Source organism: Enterobacter sp. 22466, from assembly GCF_052044775.1.
Classification (GTDB): Bacteria; Pseudomonadota; Gammaproteobacteria; order Enterobacterales; family Enterobacteriaceae; genus Enterobacter; species Enterobacter dissolvens.
The window spans coordinates 1-20,922 of the sequence record NZ_JBQENX010000006.1; the positions used below are offsets into that span (position 1 = coordinate 1).

Sequence of the window (20,922 nt, forward strand, 5' to 3'; positions counted from 1 at the left end):
CACACAGATTGTCTGATAAATTGTTAAAGAGCAGTTGCGACGCGCTTCAGCGCTCTGTCGCGAGGTGGCGTATATTACGCTTTCCTCTTTCAGAGTCAACCCTGATTTTCAGGATTTTTTCTCTTCAACCGACCGGGTTGTTTGTGAAGTGATTCACATCCGCCGTGTCGATGGAGGCGCATTATAGGGAGTTCTCCGCAGGCCGCAACCGCTAAATGACAGAAAAATGACTGACTGCTGCATTCCCCAGCAAAACCCCGCTTTATACCCTTTTACGCACAGACTTATCCACAGCGATGCGAAAAAGTGAAAATTCGCGAGCGTTGCGCAAACGTTTTCGTTAAAATGCTCGCGCTTAACAAGGATGCCTCGTCAGGTGTGTTAGATGAGTTTTTCGCTGGAAAATTCATCTAACGCTCTCTGTAATCGTGAAATCCAGGGGATTTACCATGCAACAACGTCGTCCAGTCCGCCGCGCTCTGCTCAGTGTTTCTGATAAAGCCGGTATCGTCGAATTCGCTCAGGCACTTTCTGCACGTGGTGTAGAGCTGCTGTCCACAGGTGGTACCGCACGCCTGTTAGCAGATAAAGGTCTGCCGGTAACCGAAGTGTCCGATTACACCGGTTTCCCGGAAATGATGGATGGACGCGTCAAAACCCTGCACCCAAAAGTCCACGGCGGTATTCTGGGTCGTCGCGGTCAGGACGACGCGATTATGGAACAACATGAGATCGCGCCAATTGATATGGTTGTCGTTAACCTTTATCCGTTCGCTCAAACCGTAGCGCGCGAAGGCTGCTCTCTGGAAGACGCCGTAGAGAATATTGATATCGGCGGACCGACGATGGTGCGCTCCGCGGCCAAGAACCATAAAGATGTGGCCATTGTGGTGAAGAGCAGCGACTACTCCGCCATTATTAATGAGATGGATGCGAACGAAGGGTCACTGACTCTGGACACCCGTTTCGACCTCGCGATTAAAGCATTCGAACACACCGCCGCGTACGACAGCATGATCGCCAACTACTTCGGTAGCCTGGTGCCTGCTTACCACGGTGAAAGCAACGATCCTTCCGGCCGCTTCCCACGCACGCTGAACCTGAACTTCATCAAGAAGCAGGATATGCGTTATGGCGAGAACAGCCACCAGCAGGCTGCCTTCTATATAGAAGAAGAGGTAAAAGAAGCCTCTGTCGCTACCGCGCAGCAGGTTCAGGGCAAAGCGCTCTCTTATAACAACATTGCCGATACCGATGCTGCGCTGGAGTGTGTGAAAGAGTTCAGCGAGCCTGCCTGCGTTATCGTGAAGCATGCGAACCCATGCGGCGTAGCGGTGAGTACATCCATTCTGGATGCTTACGATCGCGCCTATAAAACCGACCCGACTTCTGCTTTCGGCGGCATTATCGCCTTTAACCGCGAACTGGATGCCGAAACCGCACAGGCCATTATCTCTCGTCAGTTTGTTGAAGTGATCATCGCGCCATCTGCGTCTGAAGAAGCCCTGAAAATCACCGCTGCGAAACAGAACGTGCGCGTGCTGGTTTGCGGCCAGTGGGCGGAGCGCGTGCCGGGTCTTGATTTCAAACGTGTAAATGGTGGGCTGCTGGTACAGGATCGCGATTTAGGCATGGTGACAGCCGCAGACCTGCGCGTCGTGACCAAACGTCAGCCAACAGAACAGGAGCTGCGCGACGCGCTGTTTTGCTGGAAAGTGGCGAAGTTCGTGAAATCCAACGCCATTGTCTACGCCAAAGAGAACATGACCATCGGGATAGGTGCAGGCCAGATGAGCCGCGTTTACTCCGCGAAAATTGCCGGGATTAAAGCCGGTGACGAAGGTCTGGAAGTGAAAGGCTCCGCCATGGCATCTGATGCCTTCTTCCCGTTCCGCGACGGTATTGATGCTGCCGCAGCAGTGGGCATCACCTGTGTGATCCAGCCTGGCGGTTCTATCCGTGATGACGAAGTCATTGCCGCAGCCGACGAACACGGTATTGCGATGATCTTCACCGATATGCGTCACTTCCGCCATTAATCCACGGAGCAGAAAATGAAAGTATTAGTGATTGGTAACGGCGGACGCGAGCACGCGCTGGCGTGGAAAGCAGCTCAGTCGCCGCGGGTGAAAACCGTCTTCGTCGCGCCGGGTAATGCGGGTACGGCACTGGAACCTGCTCTGCAGAACGTCGCCATCGGCGTGACGGATATTCCCGCGCTGCTGAGCTTTGCACAGAACGAGAAAATCGATCTCACCATCGTCGGCCCCGAAGCTCCACTGGTGATTGGCGTTGTTGACGCGTTCCGTGCCGCGGGTCTGAAAATCTTCGGCCCAACGGAAGGTGCCGCACAGCTGGAAGGATCTAAAGCCTTCACCAAAGATTTCCTCGCGCGCCATCACATCCCGACGGCGGAATACCAGAACTTCACCGAGATTGAGCCCGCCCTGGCTTACCTCCGTGAAAAAGGCGCGCCGATCGTTATTAAAGCCGACGGTCTGGCTGCCGGTAAAGGCGTTATCGTCGCGATGACGCTCGAAGAAGCCGAAGCCGCGGTTCACGATATGCTGGCCGGCAACGCCTTTGGCGACGCGGGCCACCGCATCGTGATTGAAGAGTTCCTCGACGGTGAAGAGGCGAGCTTTATCGTGATGGTCGATGGCGAACACGTTCTGCCAATGGCCACCAGCCAAGACCATAAGCGCGTAGGCAATGCGGATACCGGGCCGAATACCGGCGGTATGGGCGCTTACTCCCCTGCACCTGTGGTAACTGATGAAGTGCATCAGCGCACCATGGACCGTATCATCTGGCCAACCGTAAAAGGAATGGCTGCCGAGGGTAACACCTACACCGGTTTCCTCTATGCGGGCCTGATGATCGACAAGCAGGGCAATCCGAAGGTAATCGAATTTAACTGCCGCTTCGGCGATCCGGAAACACAGCCAATCATGCTGCGCATGAAATCCGATCTGGTGGATCTTTGCCTGGCCGCATGCGACGGCAAGCTGGATGAGAAAACCTCCGAGTGGGACGAACGCGCGTCTCTGGGCGTGGTGATTGCTGCGGGCGGTTATCCTGGCCACTACAACACCGGGGATGAGATCCACGGCCTGCCGCTGGAAGAAGTTGAAGGTGCGAAGGTGTTCCACGCCGGTACGAAACTGTCTGAGGACGATCGCGTACTGACTAATGGTGGCCGCGTGCTGTGCGCCACCGCGCTGGGCCATACTGTTGCCGATGCCCAGAAGCGTGCCTATGCGCTGATGGCGGATATTCACTGGAACGGTAGCTTTAGCCGTCAGGATATCGGCTATCGTGCGATTGCACGCGAGCAAGGGGAGTAACCCCCCCTCACCCTAACCCTCTCCCTCAAGGGAGAGGGGATTTACGTCAAAAACTCTTTTCTGTCGGCTGCCAGGTGCAGAAATCTTCGTTCGCGACCAGCAACAGCTGAGAGCCTTCCGGCGCTTCAAGCCATGCCACACTCACTTCCATTGATGAATGACGCTGACGGCGCTGAATATGTTCGGTTGCCCAGGATTCAAGCTCAGGTTTAACTGTCTGTCCTTCGCAGGTGGTGACCGTACCATCGGTATGCCAGCGCCCCTGGCGCAGCACCACGCGTCCCAGACGCAACGCGTCGCTGGTCTGGCGGATTTGTCCGGCACGATAACGATAGAGGGCAACCTGATCGCTGGAGAGTTGCTGTTTTTGACCGTTGACTTCACGCTGCATAAAGCTCAGCTCGCCGTGGTCATCAAACCGCACTTTTACATGTTCGGGGGTTTTGCCGTAGATATTGAGTTCGATGAATGACAGGTCGTCTCCCTGCCAGCGATACTCTGCGGTCGATGTATTGCCGTTATGCCACGGGCTAAAAGCGGAAAGCAGATGCACTTCACCGCCGGAATCTTTACGCCAGATCCTGACCGCCCCCTGGTTGTCAGCGTAGCCGCTGGCGGTAAACGGTGGCAGAGAGGTGTCGTGGCTACAGGCTGACAGCAGCAGCACGCCCGCCAGCGCAAACAGACCACGCCAGACAGACAAAAGGGGCGTTACCGCCCCTTCGCTAAAACTGTTCACTGCCACGCGTCTTACTTAACAGCGTCTTTCAGTGCTTTACCAGAAACAAATGCCGGCACGTTAGCTGCGGCGATTTTGATTTCTTTACCGGTCTGCGGGTTGCGGCCAGTACGCTCAGCGCGGTGGTTCACTTTGAAGGTACCGAAACCAACCAGTTGTACAGCATCGCCTTCTTTCAGAGACTCAGTAATAGCAGCCAGGGTAGATTCCAGAGCAGCTTTAGCCTGCACTTTAGACAGATCAGCCTTGTCCGCAATTACATCAATCAGTTGAGTCTTGTTCATAAGTTATCCTTTCAATGTGTTTATCGCTTGCTAAGCATCGAGTGCGACGAAAAGGCCAAAATAGCACTCTCCTGCATACACGCACCGATAGCCACTTTTTTTCGCCCCCCAAATGTAGACCAGACGGGGGGCAGAAGGGAAGAGTTGAGGTGTGACAAAACAGGCGTTAAATCACGTTTTGTTGTCTCATTGGTTAAAAATTATACCAATATTGCTCTCACCCGCCTCACGCAAGTCCGCACGCAGCCCTTTTATCAGCTCGATATCGCGTTCTTCACACTCTGCCAGCAGGCGGAAAATCTCCCACTGGATATCCCATTCTTGTTCGACCGCGGGGTTAGCGCGCAGCTCTTCGTCGGTCATTTCGCGGCCTGCCTGGGTCATTTCCAGCATCGCCACGGTCGTAATGGATGCCTTACTGACTTCGATGGCATGCTCCAGCGTTTCACCGCTCAGACGAGAGTGGATCAGTTCGCTTAACGCCACGCAGGCATCGATCGCCGGATAGACACCGTAGAGATCAAAATCATCCGCTACCGGAATAGCCTCTTCGAGCTTTTCCAGCTGAGAGTCGAAGTTCACCTTCGCGTCTTTGACCGTCAGCGTTTCCCAGATGAGGTCCAGGATCCGGCGATAAATATGACCATCACCAAACTCCGTCTGCTTGCAGAACGCGGCGTAGTTCGGATACATGCGCTCGCACAGGCAAGCCATAAAGGTGACGTGCTGCCAGCTTTCCAGCTTCTCAAGGCGCAGGTGAATCGGGTTTTGTAGCATGATGATGTCTCGAATCGAAAATTAGCCGCAGTTTACCTGAATCAGCGCTGAATTTCCTGCCAACGAACAAAAGCCGGACGGGCAGAGGCCACGGCGTCCGCCCAGCGGGTGGGCTCAGGTAAACGGTAACCCTTCGTACACCGTTGTACCCATGTCAGGGCGCTGTCCATACTCACGCGATGCCCGGTCGCGATAAACAACGGATTACAGCGCGCTTTACTGCGCCAGACCCACGCCAGCTGCTCACCCTTATCGATAAGCGGCGCCAGCGCGCCCGGCTCAGCGGAGAGCGGCTCAAACGCACCGCACAGGCGTTTCTTGGCGACGCCGATGGTGGGCACATCCACCAGCAGGCCAAAGTGGCTGGCAACGCCTAAGCGACGTGGATGAGAGATACCGTGTCCATCAACAAACAGCAGATCGGGTTTTTGCGAGAGTTGCTCCCACGCTGCCAGTAGCGCGGGATATTCACGAAAGGAGAGAAAACCCGGTATGTACGGCATGGTGGTGGCGATACGCGCCACTTTGTACTCCACCAGCTCAAGTGAGGGGTACTTCAGCAGCACCATTGCCGCTCGCGTCACTTCACCGCCCTGCTCAAATCCGACATCCGCACCGCCTATATACTGCGGGGGATCCTTATCCAGACGATCCTCGCGGATCACGGATGAAGCCAGTTCTATCTGTTGAGCGCGTAATGACGCGAGATCCATAACCACTCCTTATTTGTGATATTGCGCAGAAAGTCGATGCACCGCCTCCACAAACGCGCCAGCGTGCTCTGGCGGAACGTCCTGATGGATACCGTGCCCGAGGTTAAACACGTGCCCTTCCCCCTGGCCAAAGCCAGCCAGAATGGAAGCCACCTCTTCTTCAATACGGGCAGGTTGCGCGTAGAGCATGGATGGATCCATATTGCCCTGCAGCGCCACTTTGTCACCCACACGACGGCGCGCATCGGCGATATCGGTGGTCCAGTCGAGTCCCAGCGCATCGCAGCCGGTCGCCGCCATGGCTTCCAGCCACTGACCGCCGCCTTTGGTGAACAGCGTGACCGGCACACGGCGGCCTTCATGTTCACGCAGCAGGCCATCAACGATTTTGTGCATGTAGTAGAGCGAAAATTGCTGATAATCGCGCCCGGTCAGCACGCCGCCCCAGGTATCGAAAATCATCACCGACTGCGCACCCGCTTTGATCTGCGCGTTCAGATAGAGGGTGACGCTTTTCGCCAGCTTGTCGAGCAGCGCATGCAGGGCCAGCGGCTCGGCATACATCATCTTTTTAATGACGGTAAAGGCTTTACTGCTGCCGCCTTCAACCATATAGGTCGCCAGCGTCCATGGACTGCCGGAGAAGCCAATCAGTGGGACTTCGCCTTTCAGTTCGCGACGAATGGTGCGCACGGCGTTCATCACGTAGCCCAGTTCACCTTCCGGATCGGGGATCGGCAGCTTATCCACGTCGGCTTTGCTTTTGATTGGGGAGGTGAAGCGCGGGCCTTCGCCGGTTTCGAAATAGAGCCCAAGGCCCATCGCATCCGGAATGGTCAGAATGTCCGAAAAGAGAATGGCGGCATCCAGCGGGAAGCGGCGCAGCGGCTGGAGCGTGACTTCACACGCCAGCTCGGCATTTTTGCACAGCGACATAAAATCGCCCGCCTGCGCACGCGTGGCTTTGTACTCTGGCAGATAACGTCCCGCCTGGCGCATCATCCACACCGGGGTGACATCAACGGGCTGGCGCAGCAGCGCACGCAGATAACGATCGTTTTTCAGTTCGGTCATTTTTGCAGTTCCTTAAGCGTCATGGCCTCAGTGTAACATGTCACTCAGCATCAGCCCGACACATTGCTACGGTATCTTCTATCAGTCGACGAGCGACGGTGCCTGGTGGTGGCAGCAGCGGTAAATCGTCGTAGCGATACCAGTTCGCTTCCAGCAACTCTTTCTGGTCGATAACAATCTCCCCGCTGTCATAGTCGGCCATAAAGGCCGTCATCAGCGACTGCGGGAACGGCCACGGCTGCGAGGTGACATAGCGCAGGTTCTTAACCTTAATACCGCTCTCTTCCATCACTTCACGCGCCACCGCCTGTTCCAGCGTTTCGCCCACTTCGACGAAGCCGGCCAGCACGGTATGAATGCCGTTGCGATGGCGGGTATGCTGCGCCAGCAGGATGGAATCGTCACGACGGATAGCGACGATAATGCACGGCGCAATTTGCGGGTAGTAGCGCTCACGGCAGTGGCTGCAGAGCATTGCCCACTCGGTTTTACTGGGGTGCATGGTGTGACCACAGTAGCCGCAGTACTTATGCGAACGGTAAAACTCAGCCAGTTGAACGCCCCGGCCCGCCAGCTGGAACAAGCCCACATCCTGATCCAGCACCTGACGAACCGATCCCATGTCATTGCGGCGTAGCTGTTGGATCAACCACACGGGTTCTCCCTGCCATTCCCCGATCCTCAGCGCGGGCAGGCCTACAAGATCGAAACGATCTGCCGCACCATAGGGTATCTCCCCGGCAGGCAACCATAATTTTTGTTCGTGACTGACGATCCACCAACCGAGATCTGATTTTTCAATAATACGATCCATATCTATTGCACTACCTTCGCTTCACTGACATGTTGTTAGCATTGTGGTTACATTTTGGATAAGCAGATCCCATTCTAAACCTTGCGGAGTCGACCATGTTAAACCAGCTAGAAAGCCTGACTGAGCGCGTTAGAGGAAGTAACAAACTGGTGGATCGCTGGCTACATGTGCGCAAGCATCTACTCGTGGCTTATTACAATCTGGTCGGTATTAAGCCTGGCAAAGAATCGTTTATGCGGTTGAATGAAAAAGCGCTGGATGATTTTTGTCAGAGCCTGGTCGACTATCTGTCCGATGGCCATTTCAATATTTATGAACGTATTATCCGTGAAATGGAAGGGACGACGCCGTATTTAACCGCCAGCAAACTCTATCCGCTGCTGGAAGCCAACACCCAGCAGATCATGGATTACTACGATTCCACGCTTGAGAACGCTATCGATCACGATAACTATCTTGAGTTCCAGCAGGCGCTTTCCGACCTTGGCGAAGCGCTGGAAGAGCGATTCACGCTGGAAGATAAGCTGATCGCTCTCGCCCTGGATAACAACCTGAACATCAGCAGCGAAGATAACATTGCGCGCCCTGCTTGAGTTCTCAATCGTTAACGAGTAATTTACAACCATTCGCCCCTCTCTGGAGGGGGATTTTTCTTGTCGGAGTGCCCAGTGTGCAAGCACGGGCTGAGACCGTTAATTCGGGATCCGCGGAACCTGATCAGGCTAATACCTGCGAAGGGAACAAGAGTCACACTGCTGTTGTATCGCCCCCAGGGCGATCCTCTCTTGCTTCATCCGTCGTCTGACAAGCCATGTCCTTCACTTTTGGAATGAGCTATGTCTACAACAAAACTGACCCGCCGCGAACAGCGCGCACAAGCCCAACACTTCATCGACACCCTGGAAGGTACCGCTTTCCCGAACTCAAAACGCATTTACATCACCGGCTCACAGGCGGATATCCGTGTGCCAATGCGTGAAATCCAGCTTAGCCCGACGCTCATCGGTGGCAGCAAAGCGCACCCGCAGTATGAAGATAACGAAGCCGTGCCGGTGTATGACACCTCTGGTCCGTACGGCGATCCTGCGGTTGCCATTAACGTTCAGCAGGGTCTGGCGAAATTACGCCAGCCGTGGATTGACGCGCGTAACGACTGCGAAGAGCTGTCTGACCGCAGCTCGGCTTACACCAAAGCGCGTCTGGCGGACGACGGTCTGGATGAACTGCGCTTCACCGGGTTGCTGACGCCGAAACGGGCGAAAGCGGGCAAATGCGTCACCCAGCTGCACTACGCACGCCAGGGTATCGTCACGCCGGAGATGGAATTTATCGCCATTCGCGAAAATATGGGCCGTGAGCGCATCCGCAGCGAAGTGTTGCGCCACCAGCACCCGGGGGAAGGCTTCGGGGCACGTCTGCCAGAAAACATTACGCCGGAGTTCGTGCGTGATGAAGTGGCCGCTGGCCGTGCGATTATTCCCGCCAACATCAATCACCCGGAATCTGAACCGATGATCATCGGCCGCAACTTCCTGGTGAAGGTCAACGCCAACATCGGCAACTCAGCCGTGACCTCCTCCATCGAAGAAGAGGTCGAAAAGCTGGTCTGGTCGACGCGCTGGGGCGCGGACACGGTGATGGATCTCTCCACCGGGCGTTACATCCACGAAACCCGTGAGTGGATCCTGCGCAATAGCCCGGTGCCTATCGGAACGGTGCCCGTTTATCAGGCACTGGAGAAAGTGAACGGTATTGCCGAAGACCTCACCTGGGAAGCCTTCCGCGACACGCTGCTGGAGCAGGCTGAACAGGGCGTAGACTACTTCACCATCCACGCGGGCGTACTGCTGCGCTACGTGCCGATGACGGCGAAGCGTCTGACCGGTATTGTCTCGCGCGGCGGCTCTATCATGGCCAAATGGTGCCTGTCGCACCATAAGGAAAACTTCCTCTACGAACACTTCCGCGAGATCTGTGAAATCTGTGCCGCGTACGATGTCTCCCTGTCGCTGGGCGACGGCCTGCGTCCGGGCTCCATTCGTGATGCCAACGACGAAGCGCAGTTTGCCGAGCTGCATACTCTGGGCGAGCTGACCAAAATCGCCTGGGAGTATGACGTACAGGTGATGATTGAAGGCCCGGGACATGTCCCGATGCAGATGATCCGCCGCAACATGACCGAAGAGCTGGAGCACTGCCATGAGGCGCCGTTCTATACCCTGGGGCCATTGACCACGGATATCGCACCAGGCTATGACCACTTCACCTCCGGGATTGGTGCGGCGATGATCGGCTGGTTCGGCTGCGCCATGCTCTGCTATGTGACGCCGAAAGAGCACCTCGGTCTGCCTAACAAAGAGGATGTGAAGCAGGGGCTGATTACCTACAAAATCGCCGCCCACGCCGCGGACCTGGCCAAAGGCCACCCCGGCGCGCAAATTCGCGACAACGCCATGTCGAAGGCGCGCTTTGAATTCCGCTGGGAAGACCAGTTCAACCTGGCGCTCGATCCTTTCACCGCCCGTGAGTATCACGATGAAACCCTGCCGCAGGAGTCGGGCAAAGTGGCTCACTTCTGCTCCATGTGTGGGCCAAAATTCTGTTCGATGAAAATCAGCCAGGAAGTCCGTGACTACGCCGCCGCGCAAACCATCGAAGTGGGTATGGCGGACATGTCAGAAACCTTCCGCGCGAAGGGCGGCGAAATCTACCTCAAACAAGAGGAGGCGTAATGTATCAGCCTGATTTCCCCTCCGTTCCCTTTCGTTTAGGACTCTATCCGGTGGTAGACAGCGTGGCGTGGATCGAGCGCCTGCTGGCGTGCGGCGTTCGCACAATCCAGCTGCGCATCAAGGATAAACGTGATGACGAGGTGGAGGCCGATGTGGTCGCCGCCATCGCGCTGGGACGTCGTTACGACGCGCGCCTGTTTATCAACGACTACTGGCGACTGGCCGTTAAGCACCAGGCTTACGGCGTGCATCTGGGTCAGGAGGACCTGGAAACAACGGACCTGAGCGCAATCCGGGACGCTGGATTAAGACTGGGGGTATCAACACACGACGACATGGAGATCGACGTGGCGCTGGCGGCTCGCCCTTCGTACATCGCACTTGGCCATGTTTTTCCGACGCAGACTAAACAGATGCCCTCTACCCCACAGGGGCTGACGCAACTGGCGGCGCACGTTAAACGCCTTGCCGATTACCCTACCGTCGCGATCGGTGGGATCAGTCTGGAACGCGCTCCTGCCGTGCTGGATACCGGTGTCGGCAGTATCGCTGTCGTCAGCGCCATTACCCAGGCGGCAGACTGGCAGGCCGCCACCGCACAGCTCTTACAGCTGGCAGGAGCAGGCGATGAATGATCGTGATTTTATGCGCTATAGCCGCCAGATCCTGCTGGAGGATATCGCCATTGACGGGCAGCAAAAGCTGCTCGCCAGCCGGGTTCTGATTATTGGCCTGGGCGGATTGGGTGCACCTGCCGCGCTCTATCTGGCGGGTGCGGGCGTGGGCACGCTGGTGCTGGCCGACGACGACGAGGTACATCTCAGCAACCTGCAGCGACAGATCCTTTTCACCACTGAGGACGTCAACCAGCCCAAAGCACACATTACCCGTAAACGCCTGAATGCGTTGAATCCGGATATTACGCTTATTGCACTCCAGGAGCGGCTCAGCGGCGAAAGCCTGCAGCGCGAAGTTGCCCTTGCGGATGTGGTGCTGGACTGCACCGATAATATGGCGACCCGTCAGGCCATTAACGCCGCCTGCGTGGCACAGAATACGCCGCTTATCACCGCCAGCGCGGTAGGATTCGGCGGCCAGATGATGGTATTGACCCCGCCCTGGGCGCAGGGCTGTTATCGCTGCCTGTGGCCGGATGATGCCGAGCCGGAGCGCAACTGCCGCACCGCAGGCATTCTTGGTCCGGTGGTGGGCGTGATGGGCACTCTGCAGGCGCTGGAGGCCATCAAATTGCTCAGCGGTATGGAAACAGAGCGTAATACACTGCGGCTGTTTGATGCCCGCTCCAGCGGCTGGCGTCATCTGGCGCTGCATCGCGCCAGCCACTGCCCGGTGTGCGGAGGTCAGAATGCGCATTCTGTTTAACGATGAGCCGATGAAATGCGATGACGGCCTCACCGTTGCCGCGCTGCTCAGGAAGCTGCGCCAGCTCAGGCCGGGAACGGCGCTGGCGCTTAATCAACAGATCCTGCCGCGTGAGCAGTGGGAACATCAGCAGGTGAGTGAAGGCGACCAGATCCTGCTGTTTCAGGTAATCGCAGGGGGCTGAGATGTTACGTATTGCTGATAAAATCTTTGATTCACATCTGTTTACCGGAACCGGAAAATTCGCCTCGCCGCAGCTGATGGTGGATGCCATCCGTGAAAGCGGCAGCCAGCTGGTAACGCTGGCGCTCAAGCGCGTCGATTTGCGCCATCACAGCGACGCCATTCTGGCACCGTTGCTGGATGCTGGCGTTACCCTGCTGCCCAATACTTCGGGTGCGAAAACGGCTGAAGAGGCGATTTTTGCGGCTCAGCTGGCCCGTGAAGCGTTGGGTACCCACTGGCTGAAACTGGAAATTCACCCGGATGCGCGCTGGCTGTTACCCGACCCCATCGAAACGCTGAAAGCGGCGGAAAAACTGGTGCAGCAAGGCTTTACCGTTCTGCCCTACTGCGGAGCCGATCCCGTGCTGTGTAAACGGCTGGAAGAGGTCGGCTGCGCTGCCGTCATGCCACTGGGCGCCCCAATTGGTTCTAATCAGGGCCTGGAGACCCGCGCCATGCTGGAGATCATCATTGAACAGGCCACCGTGCCGGTGGTGGTGGATGCAGGTATTGGCGTGCCAAGCCATGCCGCACAGGCGCTGGAGATGGGAGCCGATGCGGTGCTGGTGAATACGGCCATTGCGGTAGCCGACGACCCGATCATGATGGCGCGCGCGTTCCGCATGGCGGTGGAGGCCGGCTTGCTGGCACGAGAGTCCGGCCCGGGAACGCGCAGTTTTCAGGCACAGGCCACCAGCCCGCTGACCGGTTTTCTGGAGGCGCTCTCATGATCACCTTTACCGATCGCTGGCGGCAACTTGACTGGGACGATATTGCCCTGCGCATCAACAGTAAAACGCAGGCTGATGTGGAGCGCGCCTTACAAGCCCGTCATCTGTCCCGCGACGATATGATGGCCCTGCTCTCTCCGGCGGCGAGCACCTTTCTTGAGCCGATGGCCCAGCGCGCTCAGAGGCTCACCCGCCAGCGTTTTGGCAACACGGTGAGCTTTTACGTCCCGCTCTATCTCTCCAACCTGTGCGCCAATGACTGCACCTACTGCGGCTTCTCCATGAGCAACCGCATCAAGCGGAAAACACTCGATGAGGGCGAAATCGCCCGTGAGTGTGCCGCCATCCGTGAGATGGGCTTTGAGCATCTCCTGCTGGTCACGGGTGAACACCAGGGCAAAGTCGGGATGGACTATTTTCGACAGCACCTTCCGGCTATTCATCGGCAGTTCGCGTCGCTACAGCTGGAGGTTCAGCCCCTGTCGCAGGACGAATACGCGGAGCTTAAAGCCCTCGGGCTGGACGGAGTGATGGTGTATCAGGAAACCTACCACGAGGCGACGTATGCCCGGCATCACCTGAAGGGAAAGAAACAGGATTTCTTCTTCCGGCTGGAGACCCCGGACAGGCTGGGCCGTGCGGGGATCGACAAAATCGGTCTGGGGGCGCTGATTGGGCTATCCGATAGCTGGCGAGTGGATTGCTATATGGTGGCGGAACACCTGCTATGGCTGCAGCAGCACTACTGGCAGAGCCGTTACTCCATCTCCTTCCCCCGATTACGCCCGTGTACTGGGGGTGTTGAACCCGCTTCGGTGATGGACGAACGTCAGCTGGTCCAGGCCATCTGCGCGTTTCGCCTGCTCGCCCCGGAGGTTGAATTATCCCTCTCGACGCGTGAATCTCCTGCGTTTCGCGATCGCGTGATCCCGCTTGCGATTAACAACGTCAGTGCGTTCTCAAAAACGCAGCCAGGCGGCTATGCCGATGACCATCCGGAGCTGGAACAATTCGCGCCACATGATGGACGACGTCCGGACGCGGTCGCTGCAGCCCTGACCGCTCAGGGATTACAACCGGTCTGGAAAGACTGGGACAGCTGGCTGGGAAGAGCCTCGCAAATACGTTGAAACGAACTGCAAGCCGGTAAAAAATTGTCGAGGCGCTCTGGAGAGTCACAACCGGATGATTGTCAGCTGTCGTCCGGTTTTTTTATTGTCATACCGTCAGCAACGGAAGCTGTCCAGGGCGAAAAGCTTCTTCCTCGTTTCGCCCTGCCTCTGATTCTTTGCACATACGCCCCCGGCCAGTTTAATGAGTATTTTCTTAGTGATTCTTAAGATAAATCATCTCGCCTGAAATCGTGTTCCGTATAATTCACAACTAACCGCAGGGCAGCGACTATGCTGAGAGGATGTCGGCAAACGAAAAAACTCACCATCAGGATTGATGTACAACTCATGGCACTTCACAGCAGAAAACTCTCTTTTACCCGACCCATTATGGTTAGCTTTGCAGGGATCCTGTGCAGTTTTGCGCTGATCGCGGTCGTGGTTACCCTTTCACAACAAAAGGATTTTCTTGAGGATTATCATAAAATTAATGGTAACTTTACCCACAACCTTGCAGTGAACTACACCGAATCTATCCTGCGTGAAAACGACTATATCCTTGGGCGTTCGGCAATATACTTTTCGCGTAACGACACGCTGAACGAGACCCTGATCGTCAATCCGACGCAGGGACTACAGATGTTGATGCATTTGCAGAACCTGATGCCGACCGTTTCTTCCATCTCTCTGACAGACACCGAGGGGCGTTATCTGCGCGCGCCGGAGGTGCTCCCCACGGAAAAGAGCAAAACGTTCGATCCCCGGACGCGTCCGTGGTTTATCGCCCAGGCGGAAGCCAGCATCTTCAGTCACTATACCCGTCCCTACATGGACTATTTCACCGGTCACCCGACTGTGACGCTGTACAAGCCCTTGATTTCGCCAGAAGGCAGGCTGAAGGGCACAATCGCTTTTCATCTTGATCTGACCTCCATGGGGTTTACCCTTCGTCAAATGGTGGCGCCTGTGCAGGGGGAGTTTTTTGTCGTCGAACGCGACGGTGCTGTGGTGCTTCACCCTGACACGGGTGCGCTCTTCAAACACTATGTGAGCGAAGCGCTGATGGACAAAATGACCAGCGGCGAAGGCCATCTGTATGATAAGAAAACCAAAGCCTGGTATTACTACTACTCCTTCACTAACCCGGACTGGTTTGTCATCTACCGGGTATCGGGCGCGACCCTCACCGATATCACCCGCCATGAAACGACCATCGTCGGCTGGGGCTTTGCGCTGGCGGCCATCATTATCATCCTCTTCGGTCTGTACCTGCGTCATGCGTCACGTACCGTGCTGATGACGATTATCAACGCCATCAAAACCGGCGACGTCAGCCAGGCACCGCGTCTGGAAGCGATGCTTAGCCATACCATCCAGTCCAATAAAGAACGTGAGATGGCCTATGTGCGCCAGGCAACTCACGATGCACTCACCGGCTGCAAAAACCGCCGGGCGTTTGATAGCGATGTGAATGAGTTACTGAGTGCCCACCAGCCTTTCGCCCTGGCGCTGATTGATATCGACAACTTCAAATCGATTAACGACACCTGGGGTCACCTGAGCGGTGATATCGTCCTGCGTAACGTGGCGCGTGAAGGGATCCAGATAATGCAGCCGCATAACGTCTCGGTTTACCGCTACGGTGGAGAAGAGTTCGCGGTGATTTTCCAGGCCGAGCAGATCGCTGCCGCATTCTCGTTACTGGACGCGTGGCGTACCGCCGTTGAAAGACGCGTCTGGCGGGAAGAAAACCTGCGGGTTACGTTCAGCGCCGGTCTGGGAGAATGGCATTTCGAACCGCTGGAGCAGCTTGTAGGGAGTGTAGATAACGCACTCTACAGCGCGAAACAGCAGGGAAAAAACCGCATTATTCGAACGTCCGTCGGCTGATTTTCTCTGCTCGACGCAAAATTGTAACCGGTTTCAGAAAAATGCCGATTTCTTTGTGATGCCAGACACACAATCGCGGTAAAGCGGTTGTTGAAGCGGTCTGCACGGGATAATTATCAATAAACACATGTAGATCGAGGCTGACTATGAAGAACATCGTTTTATGCTGTGCAGCGGGAATGTCAACCAGCATGCTGGTTCAACGTATGAAAGACGCCGCGCAGAAAAAAGGGGTTGAAGTAACCATTAAAGCCGTTCCGGTCGCGGAGTTTAAAGATAACATCGCGACGGCCGACATCGTATTACTGGGGCCACAGGTTAAATACGAGCAGGCGAAACTTCAGGCCCAGGCCGACCCGCTGGGAAAAAAGGTCGCGGTGATCGACATGATGGATTACGGCATGATGAAAGGTGATGCCGTACTGGAAAAAGCGCTCAAACTGCTGGAATGACCCGTGGAAGATTTAGAAACAACGATCATGGAACTGCTGGTCAACGCGGGTGCGGCGCGCAGTGCTGCCCTGACGGCGTTGCAGATGGCTCGCAAGGGTGATTTTGACGAAGCCGAAAAAGCGATGGAAGAATCGCGCGAATATGTGAAACATGCGCACACGATCCAGACACAGCTTATTGGTCTTGATGAAGGTTCCGGGAAGCTTCCGGTTAACCTGATTACCGTCCACTCTCAGGATCACCTGATGAACGCGATGGTCATCCAGGATCTGGCGGGCGATATGATTGAGCTTTATCGACGCATCCCGTTGCTAAATTAAAAGCTACAGCTGTAAAAAAACCCGCCGAGGCGGGTTTTTTATTTACTGCATCAACGATTACTCGTTCTCGGAACCGCCCAGACCTGCGTTCAGCAGCTCTGCCAGGCTCGCGGATGCATCTTCAGCAGTCACCTGCGGTGCAGCTGGCAGTTCGCCTGCAGCACGACGACGCATACGATCCTGATGGTACGCATAACCGGTACCCGCCGGGATCAGACGACCCACGATAACGTTCTCTTTCAGACCGCGCAGTTCATCACGTTTACCTGCAACAGCGGCTTCGGTCAGGACACGAGTGGTTTCCTGGAACGATGCTGCAGAGATGAAGGACTCGGTTGCCAGAGACGCTTTGGTGATACCCAGCAGATCGCGCGAGAAGGTCGCACCGATTTTGCCGTTCGCTTCCAGTTCGCGGTTAGCGATCTTGACGCGTGAGTACTCAACCTGCTCGCCTTCCAGGAACTCGGAGCTGCCCGCGTTCTCGATGGTCGCTTTACGCAGCATCTGACGAACGATAACTTCGATGTGTTTATCGTTAATCTTAACGCCCTGCAGACGGTATACGTCCTGTACTTCGTTAACAATGTAACGCGTAACAGCATGCACACCACGCAGACGCAGGATGTCGTGCGGCGCTTCTGGACCGTCGGAAACCACGTCACCACGTTCTACACGTTCACCTTCGAACACGTTGAGCTGACGCCACTTAGGAATCATCTCTTCGTACGGCTCGCTGCCATCTACCGGGGTGATAACCAGACGGCGTTTACCTTTGGTCTCTTTACCGAAGGAGATGATACCGCTGATTTCAGCCAGGATTGCCGGCTCTTTCGGACGACGAGCTTCGAACAGGTCCGCAACGCGTGGCAGACCACCGGTGATGTCCTTGGTACCGCCGGATTCCTGAGGAATACGCGCCAGGGTGTCACCAGAGCTGATCTGTACGCCATCTTCCAGCTGGACAATCGCTTTACCTGGCAGGAAGTACTGCGCAGGCATATCGGTACCTGGGATCAGAACGTCGTTACCCTGAGCATCAACGATTTTCAGTGCAGGACGCAGATCTTTACCGCCAGTAGTACGTTCAGCAGAATCCAGAACCACCAGAGAAGACAGACCGGTCAGCTCGTCAGTCTGACGAGTAATGGTCTGGCCGTCGATCATGTCAGTGAAGCGGATGAAACCACTTACTTCGGTGATAACTGGCATGGTGTGTGGATCCCAGTTTGCAACGGTTTCCCCGCCGGCAACCTGCTCGCCATCACCTTTCGCCATAACAGCACCGTAAGGCACTTTATAGCTCTCTTTGGTACGACCGAATTCGTCGATCAGCTTCAGCTCGGTGTTACGAGAAGTGATAACCAGTTTACCGCTGGAGTTCACAACCGATTTCGCGTTGCTAAGCTTGATGCTACCTTTGTTTTTCACCTGGATGCTGGATTCAGCAGCCGCACGAGATGCCGCACCACCGATGTGGAACGTACGCATCGTCAGCTGTGTACCCGGCTCACCGATGGACTGTGCCGCGATAACGCCGATGGCTTCACCTTTGTTGATGATGTGGCCACGCGCCAGGTCACGACCGTAGCAGTGCGCACATACACCAAAGTCGGTGTCACAGGATACAACGGAACGCACTTTCACGGAGTCAACAGAGTTCGCTTCCAGCAGGTCACACCACTGTTCGTGCAGCAGCGTGTTGCGTGGAACCAGAATGTCTGCGGTACCCGGCTTCAGAATGTCTTCCGCGGTTACACGACCCAGTACGCGATCGCGCAGTGGCTCTTTAACATCACCCCCCTCGATAACCGGGGTCATGGTGATACCTTCAAGGGTTCCACAATCGTCTTCGGTCACCACCAGATCCTGCGCAACGTCAACCAGACGACGCGTCAGATAACCGGAGTTCGCTGTTTTCAGTGCGGTATCCGCCAGACCTTTACGCGCACCGTGCGTGGAGATGAAGTACTGGAGTACGTTCAGACCTTCACGGAAGTTCGCGGTGATTGGCGTTTCGATGATGGAGCCATCTGGCTTCGCCATCAGACCACGCATACCTGCCAGCTGACGAATCTGTGCTGCAGAACCACGCGCACCGGAGTCGGCCATCATGTAGATGCTGTTGAAGGAAACCTGCTGCTCTTCCACGCCGTCACGGTTAATCACGGTTTCAGTTTGCAGGTTATCCATCATCGCTTTGGATACACGATCGTTCGCCGCAGCCCAGATATCGATAACTTTGTTGTAGCGTTCGCCCGCGGTGACCAGACCAGACTGGAACTGCTCCTGGATTTCCGCAACTTCCGCTTCCGCTTCAGAGATGATCTCGTGTTTCTTCTCTGGGATGACCATGTCATCGATACCAACAGATGCACCTGAACGCGCTGCATAAGCAAAGCCGGTATACATTGTCTGGTCAGCGAAGATAACCGTCGGCTTCAGACCCAGAATGCGGTAACAAGTGTTCAGCATTTTGGAGATCGCTTTCTTACCCAGCGCCTGGTTGACGATGGAGAAAGGCAGACCTTTCGGTACGATCATCCACAGAATAGCACGGCCGATAGTCGTGTCTTTCAGGCTGGTTTTCGCAACGAATTCGCCGTTAGCATCTTTTTCATATTCAGTGATACGCACTTTAACGCGCGCATGCAGAGAGGCCAGGCCAGCGCGATAAATACGCTCAGCTTCTTTCGGGCCAGTCAGCACCATGCCTTCGCCTTTAGCGTTAACACAGTCACGGGTCATGTAGTACAGACCCAATACAACGTCCTGAGAAGGAACGATGATTGGTTCACCGTTCGCTGGAGACAGGATGTTGTTGGTAGACATCATCAGCGCACGCGCTTCCAGCTGGGCTTCCAGCGTCAGCGGTACGTGAACAGCCATCTGGTCACCATCGAAGTCGGCGTTATACGCCGCACAGACCAGCGGGTGCAGCTGGATAGCTTTACCTTCGATCAGGACTGGCTCAAATGCCTGGATACCCAGACGGTGCAGGGTTGGTGCACGGTTCAGCAGTACCGGGTGTTCGCGGATCACTTCGTCCAGGATATCCCAAACGACAGCTTCTTCACGCTCAACCATTTTCTTAGCGGCTTTGATGGTGGTGGCGAGTCCTCGCAACTCCAGTTTGCCGTAGATGAATGGTTTGAACAGCTCCAGTGCCATTTTCTTCGGCAGACCGCACTGATGCAGACGCAGGTATGGACCTACGGTGATTACAGAACGACCGGAGTAGTCAACACGCTTACCGAGCAGGTTCTGACGGAAACGACCCTGTTTACCTTTGATCATGTCGGCCAAAGATTTCAGAGGACGTTTGTTAGAACCGGTGATCGCACGACCGCGACGACCGTTATCCAGCAGGGCATCTACCGCTTCCTGCAGCATACGTTTTTCGTTGCGTACGATGATATCCGGCGCAGCCAGATCCAGCAGACGTTTCAGACGGTTGTTACGGTTGATCACGCGACGATACAGATCGTTCAGATCGGACGTTGCGAAACGACCACCATCCAGCGGAACCAGCGGACGCAGATCTGGCGGCAGAACCGGCAGAACGGTCAGGATCATCCACTCTGGCTTGTTACCAGACTGAACGAACGCTTCCAGCAGTTTGATACGCTTGGTCAGCTTTTTACGCTTGGTTTCGGAGTTGGTTTCGTTCAGCTCTTCACGCAGCTGCTCGCACTCTTGCTCCAGATCCATGCTCTTCAGCAGGGCCTGAATAGCTTCCGCACCCATCTTCGCGTCGAATTCGTCACCGAACTCTTCCAGCGCGTCCAGATACTGCTCTTCAGTCAGGATCTGGTGACGTTCCAGGTTCGTCATCCCGCCTTCGATAACCACATAAGATTCGAAGTACAGAACACGTTCGATATCGCGCAGCGGCATATCCAGCAGCAGGCCGATACGGGACGGCAGAGATTTCAGGAACCAGATGTGAGCAGTTGGAGACGCCAGCTCGATGTGGCCCATGCGCTCACGGCGCACTTTGGTCTGGGTCACTTCAACGCCGCACTTCTCACAGATCACACCACGGTGTTTCAGGCGCTTGTACTTACCGCACAGGCACTCGTAATCTTTTACTGGCCCGAAAATACGTGCACAGAAAAGGCCGTCACGCTCAGGTTTGAACGTACGGTAGTTGATGGTTTCCGGCTTTTTAACTTCACCGAAAGACCATGAACGGATCATGTCTGGCGAAGCCAGAGCAATTTTGATCGCATCAAACTCTTCGGTTTTAGTTTGCGCTTTCAGAAACTTTAATAAGTCTTTCACGGATTTGCTCCCGTCGGAGTTAGCACACTCTGCTGTCGGGCGTTAAC

The 20,922-nt window shown here is 55.6% G+C and carries 19 protein-coding genes and 1 riboswitch; of the genes, 12 read left to right on the top strand and 7 right to left on the bottom strand.

The window, feature by feature from the left end; all coding sequences use genetic code 11:
• Positions 1–449: 449 nt before the first annotated feature.
• Together purH and purD are read left to right on the top strand one after the other, a co-directional pair.
• Positions 450–2,039 (top strand): bifunctional phosphoribosylaminoimidazolecarboxamide formyltransferase/IMP cyclohydrolase, encoded by a 1,590-nt coding sequence (gene purH, locus ACTJJI_RS15890; protein ID WP_046889086.1) that lies wholly within the window; start codon positions 450–452, stop codon positions 2,037–2,039.
• A gap of 15 nt (positions 2,040–2,054) precedes the next feature.
• Positions 2,055–3,347 (top strand): phosphoribosylamine--glycine ligase, encoded by a 1,293-nt coding sequence (gene purD, locus ACTJJI_RS15895; protein WP_047360217.1) that lies wholly within the window; start codon positions 2,055–2,057, stop codon positions 3,345–3,347.
• Positions 3,348–3,393: 46 nt separating this feature from the next.
• Here the strand turns inward: purD and ACTJJI_RS15900 are convergent, their stop codons facing one another.
• From ACTJJI_RS15900 to nudC, 6 genes are all read right to left on the bottom strand, one after another.
• Entirely contained in the window at positions 3,394–4,086 is a 693-nt protein-coding gene (locus tag ACTJJI_RS15900) for a DUF1481 domain-containing protein (protein ID WP_014830252.1), read from the bottom strand.
• An 11-nt stretch (positions 4,087–4,097) separates the two neighbouring features.
• Entirely contained in the window at positions 4,098–4,370 is a 273-nt protein-coding gene (gene hupA / locus ACTJJI_RS15905) for a nucleoid-associated protein HU-alpha (protein ID WP_002445246.1), read from the bottom strand.
• 186 nt (positions 4,371–4,556) lie between these two features.
• Complete coding sequence (locus ACTJJI_RS15910) at positions 4,557–5,147, bottom strand: YjaG family protein (RefSeq protein ID WP_013095017.1); 591 nt, start codon at positions 5,145–5,147, stop codon at positions 4,557–4,559.
• A gap of 41 nt (positions 5,148–5,188) precedes the next feature.
• Positions 5,189–5,860 carry a deoxyribonuclease V gene (gene nfi / locus ACTJJI_RS15915; protein WP_014830251.1) on the bottom strand — a complete coding sequence of 224 codons (672 nt, stop codon included), beginning with the start codon at positions 5,858–5,860 and terminating at the stop codon, positions 5,189–5,191.
• 9 nt (positions 5,861–5,869) lie between these two features.
• Entirely contained in the window at positions 5,870–6,934 is a 1,065-nt protein-coding gene (gene hemE / locus ACTJJI_RS15920) for a uroporphyrinogen decarboxylase (RefSeq protein WP_046889083.1), read from the bottom strand.
• Between the two features lie 40 nt (positions 6,935–6,974).
• Complete coding sequence (gene nudC, locus ACTJJI_RS15925) at positions 6,975–7,748, bottom strand: NAD(+) diphosphatase (RefSeq protein WP_182380786.1); 774 nt, start codon at positions 7,746–7,748, stop codon at positions 6,975–6,977.
• 95 nt (positions 7,749–7,843) lie between these two features.
• Between nudC and ACTJJI_RS15930 the strand changes: the two genes are divergently transcribed.
• The 10 genes from ACTJJI_RS15930 (at position 7,844) to ACTJJI_RS15975 (ending at position 16,594) form a co-directional block, all read left to right on the top strand.
• The gene (locus ACTJJI_RS15930) at positions 7,844–8,341 is read left to right on the top strand and encodes an Rsd/AlgQ family anti-sigma factor (protein ID WP_014830248.1); all 498 of its coding nucleotides are present in this window, start codon (positions 7,844–7,846) and stop codon (positions 8,339–8,341) included.
• Between the two features lie 54 nt (positions 8,342–8,395).
• A riboswitch (TPP riboswitch) is annotated at positions 8,396–8,505 on the top strand.
• A 79-nt stretch (positions 8,506–8,584) separates the two neighbouring features.
• Positions 8,585–10,480, top strand: coding sequence for a phosphomethylpyrimidine synthase ThiC (gene thiC, locus ACTJJI_RS15935; RefSeq protein ID WP_440654777.1), 1,896 nt, complete (start codon positions 8,585–8,587; stop codon positions 10,478–10,480).
• Positions 10,480–11,115, top strand: coding sequence for a thiamine phosphate synthase (gene thiE / locus ACTJJI_RS15940; RefSeq protein WP_440654779.1), 636 nt, complete (start codon positions 10,480–10,482; stop codon positions 11,113–11,115). The genes thiC and thiE overlap by 1 nt, the downstream gene beginning before the upstream one ends.
• Positions 11,108–11,863: a thiazole biosynthesis adenylyltransferase ThiF gene (gene thiF, locus ACTJJI_RS15945; protein WP_014830245.1), complete on the top strand. Its 756-nt coding sequence runs from the start codon at positions 11,108–11,110 to the stop codon at positions 11,861–11,863. The genes thiE and thiF overlap by 8 nt, the downstream gene beginning before the upstream one ends.
• Positions 11,847–12,047 (top strand): sulfur carrier protein ThiS, encoded by a 201-nt coding sequence (thiS, locus tag ACTJJI_RS15950; protein ID WP_014830244.1) that lies wholly within the window; start codon positions 11,847–11,849, stop codon positions 12,045–12,047. The genes thiF and thiS overlap by 17 nt, the downstream gene beginning before the upstream one ends.
• Before the next feature lies 1 nt (position 12,048).
• Entirely contained in the window at positions 12,049–12,819 is a 771-nt protein-coding gene (thiG, locus tag ACTJJI_RS15955; RefSeq protein WP_014830243.1) for a thiazole synthase, read from the top strand.
• The gene (thiH, locus tag ACTJJI_RS15960) at positions 12,816–13,949 is read left to right on the top strand and encodes a 2-iminoacetate synthase ThiH (RefSeq protein ID WP_440654782.1); all 1,134 of its coding nucleotides are present in this window, start codon (positions 12,816–12,818) and stop codon (positions 13,947–13,949) included. Before thiG ends, thiH begins: the two co-directional genes overlap by 4 nt.
• Positions 13,950–14,279: 330 nt before the next feature.
• Complete coding sequence (locus ACTJJI_RS15965; protein ID WP_014830241.1) at positions 14,280–15,821, top strand: sensor domain-containing diguanylate cyclase; 1,542 nt, start codon at positions 14,280–14,282, stop codon at positions 15,819–15,821.
• Positions 15,822–15,967: 146 nt separating this feature from the next.
• Complete coding sequence (locus ACTJJI_RS15970) at positions 15,968–16,273, top strand: PTS sugar transporter subunit IIB (protein ID WP_014882067.1); 306 nt, start codon at positions 15,968–15,970, stop codon at positions 16,271–16,273.
• A 3-nt stretch (positions 16,274–16,276) separates the two neighbouring features.
• The gene (locus tag ACTJJI_RS15975; RefSeq protein WP_014830239.1) at positions 16,277–16,594 is read left to right on the top strand and encodes a PTS lactose/cellobiose transporter subunit IIA; all 318 of its coding nucleotides are present in this window, start codon (positions 16,277–16,279) and stop codon (positions 16,592–16,594) included.
• 57 nt (positions 16,595–16,651) lie between these two features.
• On the opposite strand, the gene rpoC is transcribed toward ACTJJI_RS15975, so the two are convergent.
• Positions 16,652–20,875, bottom strand: coding sequence for a DNA-directed RNA polymerase subunit beta' (gene rpoC / locus ACTJJI_RS15980; protein ID WP_440654785.1), 4,224 nt, complete (start codon positions 20,873–20,875; stop codon positions 16,652–16,654).
• Between the last annotated feature and the right edge of the window lie 47 nt (positions 20,876–20,922).